At 73.9% G+C, this 13,040-nt stretch carries 9 protein-coding genes; 2 read left to right on the top strand and 7 right to left on the bottom strand.

The features are described from left to right. Nucleotides 1–106: 106 nt before the first annotated feature. Both E6U81_RS23070 and E6U81_RS23065 read right to left on the bottom strand, forming a co-directional pair. Nucleotides 107–919: an ABC transporter ATP-binding protein gene (locus E6U81_RS23070; protein ID WP_136231974.1), complete on the bottom strand. Its 813-nt coding sequence runs from the start codon at nucleotides 917–919 to the stop codon at nucleotides 107–109. Continuing rightward, nucleotides 912–1,820, bottom strand: a complete 909-nt coding sequence (locus tag E6U81_RS23065) for an ABC transporter permease (RefSeq protein WP_136231973.1) — start codon at nucleotides 1,818–1,820, stop codon at nucleotides 912–914. The genes E6U81_RS23070 and E6U81_RS23065 overlap by 8 nt, the downstream gene beginning before the upstream one ends. A 116-nt stretch (nucleotides 1,821–1,936) precedes the next feature. Between E6U81_RS23065 and E6U81_RS23060 the strand changes: the two genes are divergently transcribed. Both E6U81_RS23060 and E6U81_RS23055 read left to right on the top strand, forming a co-directional pair. After that, nucleotides 1,937–2,578, top strand: coding sequence for a TetR/AcrR family transcriptional regulator (locus E6U81_RS23060; RefSeq protein ID WP_136231972.1), 642 nt, complete (start codon nucleotides 1,937–1,939; stop codon nucleotides 2,576–2,578). Nucleotides 2,579–2,638: 60 nt separating this feature from the next. Beyond that, entirely contained in the window at nucleotides 2,639–3,559 is a 921-nt protein-coding gene (locus tag E6U81_RS23055; RefSeq protein WP_136231971.1) for a hypothetical protein, read from the top strand. 9 nt (nucleotides 3,560–3,568) lie between these two features. On the opposite strand, the gene E6U81_RS23050 is transcribed toward E6U81_RS23055, so the two are convergent. The 5 genes from E6U81_RS23050 to E6U81_RS23030 form a co-directional block, all read right to left on the bottom strand. Next, nucleotides 3,569–5,830 carry a bifunctional glycosyltransferase family 2 protein/CDP-glycerol:glycerophosphate glycerophosphotransferase gene (locus E6U81_RS23050; protein WP_136231970.1) on the bottom strand — a complete coding sequence of 754 codons (2,262 nt, stop codon included), beginning with the start codon at nucleotides 5,828–5,830 and terminating at the stop codon, nucleotides 3,569–3,571. Nucleotides 5,831–5,946: 116 nt separating this feature from the next. Beyond that, on the bottom strand, nucleotides 5,947–6,855 hold the full coding sequence (locus E6U81_RS23045; RefSeq protein WP_136231969.1) for a carbohydrate ABC transporter permease: 909 nt from the start codon (nucleotides 6,853–6,855) through the stop codon (nucleotides 5,947–5,949). Continuing rightward, entirely contained in the window at nucleotides 6,852–8,168 is a 1,317-nt protein-coding gene (locus E6U81_RS23040; RefSeq protein ID WP_168714709.1) for a sugar ABC transporter permease, read from the bottom strand. Before E6U81_RS23040 ends, E6U81_RS23045 begins: the two co-directional genes overlap by 4 nt. A gap of 4 nt (nucleotides 8,169–8,172) precedes the next feature. Further along, a complete protein-coding gene (locus tag E6U81_RS23035; RefSeq protein ID WP_136231968.1) occupies nucleotides 8,173–9,531 on the bottom strand; it encodes an ABC transporter substrate-binding protein in 1,359 nt (452 codons plus the stop codon). Nucleotides 9,532–9,640: 109 nt separating this feature from the next. Further along, nucleotides 9,641–12,721 (bottom strand): FHA domain-containing protein, encoded by a 3,081-nt coding sequence (locus tag E6U81_RS23030; protein WP_136232003.1) that lies wholly within the window; start codon nucleotides 12,719–12,721, stop codon nucleotides 9,641–9,643. Between the last annotated feature and the right edge of the window lie 319 nt (nucleotides 12,722–13,040).

Raw genomic sequence — 13,040 nt, 5'->3', positions numbered from 1 at the left:
GTCCCGGGCCCGGCCCGTTCGTGTGGTGCCACGGGTGCGGCGCCGTTGCGGGGGCGCTGCCCCCGGGCCCCCGCGCCTCAAACGCCGGCGGGGCTGAAAGAGCGCCTCAAGCGCCGGCGGGGCCGGAGCGGGTCGACTCCTCGTAGGCGGCGCAGACTTCGTCCGCGGGGCCGTCCATGCGCAGGACGCCCGAGTCCAGCCAGAGCGCGCGGTCGCAGGTTTCGCGGACCGTGCTGATGGCGTGGCTGACCAGGAAGACGGTGCCGGCGCGCTCGCGGAGTTCCTCGATGCGGGCCTGGCTGCGCCGCTGGAAGGCCGCGTCGCCCGTGGCCAGTGCCTCGTCGATCATCAGGACGTCGTGGTCCTTGGCGGCCGCGATGGAGAAGCGCAGCCGGGCGCCCATGCCGGAGGAGTACGTCCGCATCGGCAGGGAGATGAAGTCGCCCTTCTCGTTGATGCCGGAGAAGTCGACGATGCCGTCGTAGCGCTCGTGGACCTGCTGGCGGGACATGCCCATCGCGAGGCCGCCGAGGATGACGTTGCGTTCGCCGGTCAGGTCGTTCATCAGGGCGGCGTTCACGCCCAGCAGGGACGGCTGGCCGTGCGAGAAGATCCGGCCGCGGGCCACCGGCTGGAGGCCGGCGACAGCCTTGAGGAGGGTGGACTTGCCCGAGCCGTTGGAGCCGATGAGGCCGATGGCCTCGCCCTCGTAGGCGGTGAAGGAGACGCCCTTGACCGCGTGCACCTCGCGCATCCCGGGGGCGGCCCCGCGGGAGAAGAGCCGGCTGAGCGCCGCCGTGGCGCCGCCCTTGCGGGCGCCGGTGCCGTGCACCTTGTAGATGACGTGCACCCCGTCCGCGATCACGGTGGGCACTCGGGTGTCGGCCTCCCCGGATTTCCCGGTCTTCGTTTCAGCCACGTCCGTACGCCTCCTCTGCCTTCCAGAAGTAGATGAATCCGCCGACGCCCGCGAGCAGCGCCCAGCCGATGGCCAGCGGCCACACGTGGTGCGGGAGCGCGTGCGCGGGGAAGCTGTCGATCAGCGCGAAGCGCATCAGGTCGATGTAGACGGCCGGGGGGTTGGCCTTGAGCGTCACCAGCACCCAGTGCGGCAGGTCGTTCTTGCCGAGCATCTGGTCGATGGACCACATGACGCCCGAGGAGTACATCCACGTCCGCAGGACGAAGGGCATCAGCTGGCTGACGTCGGGGCTCCTGCTGCCGATGCGGGCCATGACCATGGCGCAGCCGGCGGCGAAGACGGCCGTCAGCAGGAGCGCCGGCAGGGCCAGGAGCCAGGCCGGGCCGGGCCGCTGGCCGAAGGCCAGCAGCAGGACCACCAGGGCGGCCATGGAGACCAGCAGCTGCTGGAAGAGCTGCACGACGGTGGAGATGGGCAGGCTCGCGCGGGGGAAGTGCAGGGCCCGGACCAGGCCGAGGTTGCTGTGGACGGCTCGGGTGCCGGCGTTGACGGAGCTGCTGATGAAGTCCCAGACGAAGATGCCGGTGATCAGGAAGGGCACGTAGTCCGGTACGCCGTGGCTGGCCTTCAGGACGATGCCGAAGATGAAGTAGTAGACCGCCGCGTTGAGCAGCGGGGTCACCAGGTGCCAGACCTGGCCGAGCCGCGCCGTGCTGTATGTGGCCTGCATGCGGGCGGTGGCGTAGGCGCTCACGAAGTGGCGGCGCTGCCAGAGCTGCGCGAGGTAGCGGGGGAGCGTGGGGCGGGCGCCGCTGAGCGTGAGGCCGTGGGCGGCGGCCAGCTGCGCGAGTTCCGCGGAGGTGGCGGGCGCGGTCGTGGTTGCGGTCGCGGTGGTCACAGGTTCGCTTTCGACGTAGGTCGGGACGGGTCCGTATCGTCGCTACGGCGAGGTTATGGCGTGGAGCGATGGAACGCAACCGTATCGTCGTGACGGGGCGCGGCTATGCTCTGTGCATGACCACGGACCCCGCCCCCTCTGCCGCTGCCTCCGCATCCGCCCGCCGTGCTCCCGCCGGTGCCGCTGTCCTGCGCGAGGACGTGACCGAGGCGATCCGCGACGCGGTGCTGGAGGAGCTGGCCGCGGTCGGGTTCTCCCGGATGTCCATCGAGGGCATCGCGCGGCGGGCCGGGGTCGGCAAGACGGCCGTCTACCGGCGCTGGAAGTCCAAGCTGCACCTGGTGCTGGACCTGGTCGGGGCCTTCGCGGTGGACGGCCTGCCGGTGCCGGCGACGGGCTCGCTGTACGGGGACGTACGCGCCCTGCTGGAGGTCATGTCACACGTGCTGAGGCACCCGGTGGCCTCCGCGGTGATCCCCGACCTCCTCGTCGAGGCGTCCCGCAACCCGGAGATCGCGGACGCGGTCCGCGGCGCCCTCCTGGACGGCCAGCACCGCATGGCGCAGGGCATCGTCGCCGACGCCGTCGCCCGGGGCGAACTCCCGGCGGAGATCAGCCCCGACCACGCCCTCGACCTGCTGATCGGGCCGCTCTACTGGCGCCAGGTCATCGTCCGCGACGCGGTCACCCCCGCCCACCTGGACACCCTGGCCCACCAGGTGGTGGCCGGCCTGAAGTCGGCCCCCGGCCCGGCCTGAGCGGATGTCGCGACTCTGTCGCACGAGACCCTTCCGCCCGCCCTGCAACGGGACATACGCGTGACGTACAGCCTCCTGACCGTGGACTCCATCCGCCCCGGGGCCATGGCACTCGCGCTCGCCGGGTGCCTCGGCGTCGCGGTCGGGGACGTGGACGTGGACGTGGCCGATCCTGACGGGGATCCCGACGCGCGGAACTGGGATGCACCCGTTTCGTGCGAACACCGGGCAGTTTTCGGTGATGTCTCCTGGTCGCTGGACATCTACGCCGATGAGAGCGCCACTGATCGGCCGCTGGAGTCGGACCTTGCCGCCGGGTTCGCGAGGGCCGTGGGAACGACGGTCCTGTTTCCTGCTTCGGAGGCGCCGCCCAGTGCCTACTGGGCGGCGACGCCGGAGGGTCTGCTCACCCGGGCCCGGCTCGAACTTTCCGATGACGAACCTCCGCGCTACGCGGTGACCGCCGTCGAAGCACCAGTGGCGCAGCTCCCGCGGGCGACCGTCACGCGCTTCGCCGAGATCGTGCGGGAGCAGCGGCCGGACACCCCTCTTGCCGATGCCTTCGGAAACGCGGTGCAGCGGATGAGCGAGTCGGCTCCGCCGTCGCAGAGGGCCGCCCTCGACGACAGCACCGGCAGCCCCCTGTGGTCGGCGGGGGACAGCCTGGTGGCGTGGGAGAGGGGCATCGTGCAGATGGAATCGGGGTGGGCGCCCTCGGGCTGGTACCCGGCCGAGCTCTATCGCGAGCGGCTCCAGGCACGTGACGCACTCGCGGACCTCGGGAGCCGCCTGCCCGGTGACGCGGCGGTGCTTCTCGGCGAAGCGCTGGAACGGTTGGACAGGCGTTTTGCCGCGGCGACCGAGGAGGATGCGACAGGGGCCCTCCGCAAGGAGCTGTGGGGTGATGCCGCTCCCGACCAGGTGCCGGGCGGATGGTGGTGGCACCGCCGCCCGGACCCCGCGCCCTGGGGGCAGACCTGAATCGGCGCCCTACGGCCAGACGTGTGCCAGGGTCGGTTCCGGCGCGGCGGTCGGGGCCGGGGCCGGCGGGGCGGGGTGGCGGTCCGGGAGCGGGATGATCGCCGGGAACGGGGTCGCCTGGTCCAGGAAGACCCGGCGGACCACGCGCTCCGCCGCGTGGCCGTCGTCGTACGAGCAGAAGCGCGCGCGGAAGGCGGAGCGCAGCTGGGCGGAGCGCGAGCCCTGCCAGTGGCCCGTGGTGAAGATGTCCACCAGCTCGTCCTGGGTGCGGGCGATCGCGCCCGGCGGACACGACCGCAGGTCGAAGTAGGTGCCGCGGGCCGCCTCGTACGCCTCCCAGTCGTCCGCGTGGATCACGATCGGCCGGTCCAGCGCCGCATAGTCGAACATCAGCGACGAGTAGTCCGTGACGAGCGCGTCGGAGGCGAGACACAGCTCCTCCACCGACGGGTGCGCGGAGACGTCCACGAGCCGCGGGTGGGGCTCCCAGGTGCGGTCGGCGTCCGCGTACGTCAGGTGGGTGCGGACCAGCACCGTGAAGCGCGGGCCCAGGTCCTGCAGGAGCCGTTCGAAGTCCAGGTGGTCCGGCCGGCTGCGGCGGTAGTCGCGGTGGGTGGGCGCGTACAGGATCGCCGTCGAGCCCGCCGGGATCCCCAGCCGCTCGCGCAGCTCCAGCACGTCCGTCCGGCTCGCGCGGTGGAAGACGTCGTTGCGCGGGTAGCCGTATTCGAGGGTCGTGTACGAGGACGGGACGGCCTTCTCCCACACGAGTGTGGAGTGCCGGTTCGCGGAGAGCAGGTAGTCCCACTGGTCGGCGCCGCGCAGCAGGCCCGCGAAGTCCGCGGTCGGGGTGGCCGCCGGCCGGTCCTGGAGGTCGAGGCCGACCCGCTTGAGCGGGGTGCCGTGCTGGGTCTGGAGCAGGACCTGGCCGCGCCGCTTGACCAGCGCACGGTCGAAGTTGACGTTCGTGACCAGGTATCCGGCCCGGGCCAGGGCGCTCCAGTACGCCGCCGAACCGGGCCGCAGCGCCACCGTCTGCCGCGGGAGCGTCGCGGCGTGCGCCGGGTCGCAGATCCACGCCGTCCGCATCCGGGGCGCCAGTTCGCGCAGTTTGGCCTCGATCGCCGCCGGATTGCAGGCGTAGCCGCCGTGCCAGTACGCGGAGAAGACCGCGAGCTCCGGGCGCAGCGGCAGCAGCCGCTGGATCCGGTAGTGCAGCCGCAGCGCGGACTCCCGCAGGCCCCGCCCCAGCGCCGCGGCGGCCCGGCCGAGCGCCAGTCCCGCCGAGCGCAGCACCGACAGCAGCCGGTAGCTGCGCCGGGCACCCAGCCGCATCAGCGCGTGCCGGATCCGGTCGGTCCGCGACAGTGAGAGCGGCAGCGAACTGCGGGCGCCCGGGGCGCGGTGGCGGCGCAGCAGGGCGGAGGCCCGGCCGAAGAACTCGGCCCGGCTGGCGCGCGGGAGACGGCGCGCGTCGGCGTACACGGCGCAGAAGTGCTCGGCCATCCGGCGGTGCAGGGTGGGGCGCCAGCGCTCCAGCTCGGGCCGTCCGGCGAGGTGGCCGAAGACCCGGTCGTACTGGTCGAAGATCTCCAGGTGGCGGGGGGTGGAGGTGGTCAGGATCGATCCGGTGCGCCGCTGGCGGTAGTGGACGCAGACCCGGTCCAGGACGGCGACGGACTCCGCGGCCAGCAGCGCCAGGTAGGTCCAGGGGGTGTCCTCGTAGAGCCCCGGCGGGAATTCGAGGCCCTCGCGCTCGATGTACTCCCGGCGGTACGCCTTGTTCCACACCACCATCAGCATGGCGAGCAGCGTGGGGCGGTCGGCGAGCCGGAAGCTGGCCGGCCCCTCCTCGCACAGCCGATGCGAGAGCCGGTTGCGCACCAGTTGCCCGGACCAGTAGGCGCGTGCGTAGTCGTAGACCAGGACGTCGGGGGAGCCGGTGGCCTTGAGCCGGTCGGTGAGGGCCTGCAGGGCGCCCGGGGCGAGGGTGTCGTCGCCGTCGAGGAAGACCACGTAGTCGCCGGTGGCCCGGGCCAGGCCCGCGTTCCGGGCCGGGCCCAGCCCCAGGTTGTGCGCCAGGTGCACCGCGGTCACCCGCGGGTCGCGGGCTGCGTACTCGTCGATGATCGAACCGCAGGCGTCGGGGGAGGCGTCGTCGACGGCGATCAGTTCCAGGTCCGGGTACGACTGCGTCAGGACCGAGTCCAGACTCTCCTGGAGATAGGCCTGGACCTTGTACGCGGGCACGATGACGCTGAACCGGGGCACGGGACATCCAGGGGTCGGCGCGGGCATATGGCCCAGGAACCCCCGGCGTGGCGATCGGGTTACGCAGCGTGTGGCATTCGGGTTACGGAGCGTCAACACCCCGCGGGAGGCGAGGGCTATTTGACCGCGCCGGCCATCACCCCCGTGACGAACTGCCGCTGGAAGGCGAAGAAGACGACGAGCGGGACGACCATCGACAGGAACGCGCCGGGCGCCAGCACGTCGATGTTGTTCCCGAACTGCCGTACCTGCTGCTGGAGCGCGACCGTGATCGGCGGGTTGGCCGAGTCGGCGAAGACCAGTGCCACCAGCATGTCGTTCCACACCCACAGGAACTGGAAGATGCCGAGCGAGGCGATCGCCGGGCCGCCCAGCGGCAGCACCACCCGTGTGAACAGCCGCAGTTCACCCGCGCCGTCGAGGCGGGCCGCCTCCAGCAGCTCGCGCGGGATCTCCGCGAAGAAGTTGCGCAGCAGGAACACCGCGAAGGGCAGCCCGAAGGCGGTGTGGAAGAGCACCACGCCGGCCGTGGTCTCGAACAGCCCGATGGTGCCGAAGAGTTCCGACACCGGGATCAGCGCCACCTGCACGGGCACGACCAGGAGTCCGACGACGACGAGGAAGAGCCAGTCCCGGCCGGGGAACTCCAGCCAGGCGAAGGCGTATCCGGCGAGCGAGCCGAGGACCAGCACGAGGAGGGTGGCCGGCACCGCGATCGCGAAGGTGTTCAGCAGCGAGGAGGTGATCGTGTCGTTGGCGAGCAGCCGCTCGTAGTTGTCGGCGGTCAGCCGCGACGGCGCGCCGAACACCTGCCACCAGCCGCCGTCGTTCAGGTCGGTCGGGGAGACGAGGGAGGACACGAGCAGCCCCAGGGTGGGCAGCAGCCAGAACAGCGCCGCCACGACCAGGAAGACGCGCACGGCCCCGCCGGCCAGCCGGCCGGCGGCCCGCCCCGCCAGACTGCCCGCGGAGCGCCCGGCCCGTGCCGCCGGCCGTGTGGCCGGTGGCGCTTCGGTACGGGTCATCGGGCCCCCTCCTTCCGCAGACGGCGGATGTTCACGAGCATCACCGGAATCACCAGCAACAGCAGCAGCACGGCGATGGCGCTGCCCAGGCCCGGATCGGCGTCGGTGCCGAAGGAGGTCCGGTACAGCTGGAGCGCGAGCACGTTCGCGTCGTCCTGTACCGCGCCCGGTGCGATCACGAAGACCAGGTCGAAGATCTTCATGACGTTGATGACGAGGGTGACGAGCACGACCGCCAGCAGGGGCGCCAGCAGCGGGACGGTGATCCGCCGGAACACCTGCCACTCGTTCGCCCCGTCCACCCGCGCCGCCTCCAGCAGCTCCCGCGGTACGGCGGCCAGCCCGGCCCCGATCAGCACCATCGCGAAACCGGCCCACATCCACACGTACGCCCCGATGACCGCCGGGGTGACCAGCGCCGGGCCGAGCCACTCCACCCCGCCGTACGCCTCCCGGAAGTTGGCCGCGGGCAGCCGCAGCAGCGCGCCGTCGGCCTTCGCGGACAGCGTGAAGGTGCCGTCGGCGCGGGCCGTCGCCGCATCGACCACCCGGCCGTCCTTGACCGCCTCGATCCGCATCCCGGAGAAGCCCTGCTCGCTTCTGTCGACCACGTTCGTCGCGCCGCCCCCGCCCCGGGTGAAGTCCTGCCAGACGGTGCCGGTGACCTTCCCCGCCTCCGCGGCCGGGGTGCCCGCCGTACGGGTCCCCTCGGGCAGCGCCTCCGGGGCCACACCCACCAGCGGGAGCAGTACCGGGCTGCCCGCGCGCACCGGCTCGCGGGTCACGAAGGCGCCCCCGCCCGCGTCCGCCAGCGGCGAGTCACGGCCCGGACGGGCCTTGGGGAAGGCCGAGGACTGCGCGAAGGTGTCGTGGACGCCGACCCAGACGGCGTTGGCGACGCCCCGGTCGGGGTCGTGGTCGTAGACGAGCCGGAAGATGATCCCCGCGGCCAGCATCGAGATCGCCATCGGCATGAACACCAGCAGCTTGAACGCCGTTCCCCAGCGGACCCGTTCGGTCAGGACCGCGAAGATCAGCCCGAGGGCGGTGGCCGTGGCCGGGGCGAGCACCACCCACACCGCCGTGTTCGTCAGGGCGGTGCGGATGGCGTCGTCGGCGAAGATCTCCCGGTAGTTGCCGCCGCCGACGAACACGGCGCCGGAACGGTCGAAGAAGCTGCGGTAGAGGGAGTAGCCGATCGGCTGCACGACGAGCGCGCCGAGCAGCACGAGGGCCGGCAGGAGGAACGCCGCCGCCACCAGGCGGCGGCGCCGGGCCTCGGCGGACAGACCGTGCGCGGCGGGGGCCGTCACGGGATCAGTTCCCGTAGGCCCTGGCCGCGTCCGCCTCCAGTTTCGCCTGGGTGCCCGCCACGTCGGAGGGGTTCGCCAGGAAGTCCTGCAGCGCCTTCCACTCGCCCGCGCCCGGCGTCCCGCCGAACGCCGCCGGTGCCTGGTCCGACATGTCGAAGCGGAAGTCGTCGCCCGCCGCGATCAGCGCCTTGGCGATGCCGCGCTGGATGTCGTTGGGGTAGGACGCCGGGTCGACCGCCTTGTTCGGGGAGACGAAGCCGCCCTCGCGGGCCTGGATCTGCGCCGCGTCCGCCGACGCCAGGAACGTCAGCAGCGCCTGCGCGCCCTTCGAGGGCTTCAGCGCGACGGCCACGTCACCGCCCGAGACCACCGGCGCCTTCGCGCCGACCGCCGGGAAGGGGAACACCAGGGCGTCCTCGCCGATCTTCGCCTCGGTCTGGCCGATGTTCACCGCGACGAAGTCGCCCTCGAAAACCATCGCGGCCGCCGGCCGGTCACCGCCCGTGAAGGTCTGCGTCACCGACTTCGGGAACTCGGTGGCCAGCGCCCCGCTCGTGCCGCCCGCCAGGAAGTCCTTGCGCCCGAACAGCTCGCCGAGCGTGGTCAGGGCCTGTTTGACGCTGTCGTCCGTCCACTTGATCTCGTGCTTGGCCAGCTGGTCGTACTTCTCCGGGCCCGCCTGCGAGAGGTAGATGTTCTCGAACCAGTCCGTGAGGGTCCAGCCGTCCGCGCCCGCGACCGAGACCGCCGGGGTGCCCGACGCCGACAGGGTGTCCGCCGCGGTGATCAGTTCCTTCCAGGTCTTCGGCGGCTTGACGCCCGCCGCCTCGAAGGCCTTCGCGTTGTACCAGATCAGCGACTTGTTGGCGGCCTTGTAGTAGACGCCGTACTGGGTGCCGCCGACCGCGCCCAGCGACTTCCAGCCCGCCGAGTAGTTCTTGTCCAGCTGCGCCTGTGCCTCCGGTCCCACCGGCTGCGCCCACTTGTTCTCCACCGCCGAGACCAGCGCCCCGACCTGCGGCAGCAGCGCGACGTCCGGCGGAGCCCCGCCGGCGATCTTCGTGCCGAGGAAGGTGACGATCGGGTCCTGGGCAGGGACGAAGGTGACGGAAGCCCCCGTCCGCTTCTCGAACTCCTTGAGGACCTTGGTGAAGTTCTCCTGCTCGGGGCCCGTCCAGACCGCCGCGACCTGGAGTTTCTCGCCGTCCAGCCGCGGTAACTCCACCCCGGGCGAGGCCGTGCCGCCCTGCGGCGGCGCCGCCTCCTTGTCCGCGTCGCCCCCGCACGCGGTGAGCGCGAGCGCGCCCGCCGCGGCCAGTGCCGCCCACCTGAGATGCGTACGGCCCGTTCCGTGCTTGCGCATGGCTCTGCCCCCGATACCCGTGGTGTGTCCCGGACCACAAGGTCTACGCCGACCCGCGCGGCCCCGCAATACCGCGTCACCGGGACGGGTGCCGGACCCGGTCGCCGGGTCAGGGCGCCGGCGGGAACAGCACGGGGATCGCCGAGACCAGGTGCGCGGCCCGGTCCAGGGCGCTGGCCAGCAGCGCGAGGTCGGTCGGGCCGTTGCCCAGCTCGCGCACCGGCCGGCGGGCCGGCGGATCGCCCATCCGCTCCCACTCCACCGGGACCACCGTCGGCCGCAGGGTGGCCGTCCGGGGGATCCGCCCGGTGACCCGGCCCGCCTGGAAGGGGACCGTACGGCCGTCCGCGAAGCGGAGGACGCCGCGGCCGGGCCCCGGCTGGTCCGGTGCTTCGAGCTCCACCCGCAGGGCCGCCATCCGGGCCGGGCCGGTGTCGGCCGTGCGGTCCGGGCGGGAGGTGCTCGCCACCAGGTGCACGCCGAGCCGGGCGCCGTCACGGGCCACCGCCTCCAGCGCCCGCACCACCGAGCCGGCGGCAGGCCGGCCCGCACTGCCCAGCCCCGGCGCGACCAGCGCGTCGAGGTCGTCCACCAGCACCACCAGACGGGGCAGCGGGCTCGGCCCGACCGGATCCGTACGGGTGGCCGAGGCGCGCAGCCGCAGCGTTCCCGTCCGTACGGGGTCGCCGGCGCCCGGCGACCCGGCGGACGGGCCGCCGTCGCCGCGGACCTCGCCGGGGGCGGGCCGGCGGGGCGCCACCATCCGGCCGGACACCTCGCGCTGCGCGTGCCACTCGGCGAAGTGGACGCCGTCCAGCAGCTCGGCGCGCCGCTTGAGCTCCGCGCCCAGCGCCTGCGCGAACTCCCGCATGCGCAGCGGGTCGGAGGCGACCAGGTGGGCGGAGACGTGCGGGAGTTCGGTACAGGGCAGCAGTCCGTCGCCGCGCTCGCCGCCGGCCCCGTCGAGGAGGACCAGCCCGAGCCGGTCCGGCCGGGCGCCCGAGGACAGCGACGCGGCCACCGACCGGAGCAGCTCGGTCCGCCCGCTGCCGGCGGGCCCTTCCACGATCAGGTGCGGGCCGTCGTGGACGAGTTCGGTGCCGACGGGACCGCGCCGCCCGCTGCCCAGCACGATCTCGGCCAGGCCGCCCTGGCCCTGTCCCTGGTCGGTGGCGGCCGCCCAACGGGCCATCAGGGAGGCCGGGGTGGCCCGGGCCAGCCCCAGCTCGTCCAGCAGGCGTGCCGTGGCGGGCAGCGTGGCGGCCGTTCGGCGGCTCGGACCGTCGGCCCCGCCGTCGGTGGGCCGCAGGGGTGCCAGGGCCCGGGCGAACCGCTCGGCCCAGGCGGGGGAGACGGCGTCGGAGACGGCGGTGCCACCGGACGGGACCGGCCGGCCGCCCTGGATCTCGAAGGTCCGTACGGCCGTGGCCACGTCCCCGCTGAGCAGGGCGACCGCACCGCAGTCGCGGAAAGCGGAGGTGCCCGCGCAGGCGGACTCGTAGGTGTCGGTGACCGGGGAGGCGGGGGTGGCGGCCGGGGCCTCGGCGAGCGCCAGGACGTGGATCCCGGCGGCCGGGCCGTGCGAGGCGAGCCGGCCGGTGATGTCGCGCAGTGCGCCGGTGCCGGGGTCGCCGTCGAGGACGAGGAGCGTGTACGGGCCCGCGTAGGCGTCGGCCGTCTCCCGGATCCGGTCGGGAGAGGCGCTCGCCCAGTGCGTGCCCAGCGGGCCGTCGTCGAGGCGCCGGGTCAGCTCGGCCGTGCGGGCGGCCGCCTGGTCGCGGTCGAACGCGAGGAGCAGGCGGCAGTCCTGGCCGTGTGCGGGCCGCACGTGGGGCAGCCAGCCCAGCCAGCCCCAGTCGCGCCGCCGGTCGGCGAGCGGACGGGCCCGGTCGGCGCAGACGAGGACGATCTCCAGTTGCCCCGGTGCGTGCAGCGCGGCGAGCTGCGCGACCACCCAGCGGGCGGCCCCGGACAGCCGGGCCCGCGGGCCGGCCAGCCCGAGGGCGCCGACGGCGGGCAGGGACACCCGGCTCCCGGCGCCGAGCCCGACCTCCAGCAGCGCGCTGCCGGCGGCCCGCCCGGAGGTACGGGACCACAGGCGCCCGGTGGGCCCCATCGCGGCCAGCAGCAGCGCGGCCGGGTCGTCGGGGTGCGGCGGGGTGGCGGCGACGACGGCCTCCGGAGCGGCCTCGGCGACGTCCTCCCCGCGCACCCACTTGCGGGCCCACGCGCCGAGGCCCTTGCGGCGGCCGGATCCGGGCCGGGACCCGTCCGGCCCGGCCGCGCCGGGACCGTCGGCGGAGTCGGGCGTACCCGGGTGGGCGGCGCCGACCGCGCCGGCCGGTCCGTACGGTCCGGCGGTGTCCGCGCCGGTGCCGGAGGCGCCCGGTACGGGGCCGGGCGCCTGCGGCACGTGCGATGCGTGCGCCCGGGCGCCGGGGCCGGCCGGGCCGCGGGCGCCCGCGGCGCTCCCGGGGGTGTCGGGGAAGGCCCCCGCGGGGCCGTCGGGGTCGTGGGAACCGGTGGGGCCGTCGGAGCCGGTGGGCGCGGCGAGGGACAGGTGGCCCTCCTGGTCCGGGGTCACGCGCAGCGCGGGCGCGCTCGCGGGCGCCAGCCGCAGGGTGGACTCGCCGACCTGCAGCAGGGCTCCCGGGGGCAGGGCGACCGGCCGGCTCCCGACCGGGGATCCGTCGAGGATGGTGCCGTTCGTCGAGTCCAGGTCGGCCACGGCGACCCGGCCGTCGCCGAGCACCGTGACCGTGCAGTGCATCCGGGACACGTCGGGGTCGTCCAGCGGGACGTCGGCGTCGGAGGACCGGCCGATCCGGATCTGCCCGCCGTGCAGCAGGTGCACCCCGCCCGCGTCGGGACCGGCCACGACGTGCAGCTGGGGTGCGCCGAGGCCGTCCTCGGGCAGTACGTCCGGCATCGGGGAGTGCAGCGCCAGCACCGCGCCGTCCACCAGCGGCGGCTCGCCCAGCACCCGCCGCTGGAGGTCGAGGCGCTCGGTTCCCGCGTACAGCACGACCGTGCCCCCGGTGTCGGGGCCGCCGACGGTGGCCGCGAGCCCGGAGGCGACCGCGGCGAGCGCGGTGCCGGCGGGCGCGGTGACGAGCACGTCACAGCTCGCGGGGGCGGTCGCGGTCTGGTGGCCGCTGCGCGACCCGAGGACGGTCAGCCGGATCTGCATCGCCGTCAGCGGTCCCTTCTGCGCGGTGCGCGGTGTGTGCGCCCGGCAGGGGAACCGTCGTGACATGCGTGCCCGATCGCCCCCGCCCGGCACGGACGCGTCGTCCGGTCAGGTCTGCCCGGAAGGCGGGGCTCCCGTCCCGTGCCGTTCCGTACGGGTGCATCCTCGCACCTGTCGCGGACAACACGCCCGACACCCGGCAATAAATGATCTTGATCTGTTGCGGGCCGGGCAAGGGCCCGATCGAATCCGGACCGCGAGTGGGGGAAAGAGGGGGAAAATCGCCTCCGGCATACCCCGAAAACGTCACCCTCCGTAC

The organism is Streptomyces sp. A0592, assembly GCF_004795115.1.
In the GTDB taxonomy this organism is placed as follows: Bacteria; Actinomycetota; Actinomycetes; order Streptomycetales; family Streptomycetaceae; genus Streptomyces; species Streptomyces erythrochromogenes.
This window is presented reverse-complemented; position numbering and strand designations above follow the sequence as displayed.

Coding starts and splice junctions, on each gene's coding strand:
- E6U81_RS23030 (WP_136232003.1), bottom strand. CDS start 12,721: ATGCAGATCCGGCTGACCGTCCTCGGGTCGCGCAGCGGCCACCAGACC.
- E6U81_RS23045 (WP_136231969.1), bottom strand. CDS start 6,855: ATGACCCGTACCGAAGCGCCACCGGCCACACGGCCGGCGGCACGGGCC.
- E6U81_RS23035 (WP_136231968.1), bottom strand. CDS start 9,531: ATGCGCAAGCACGGAACGGGCCGTACGCATCTCAGGTGGGCGGCACTG.
- E6U81_RS23060 (WP_136231972.1), top strand. CDS start 1,937: ATGACCACGGACCCCGCCCCCTCTGCCGCTGCCTCCGCATCCGCCCGC.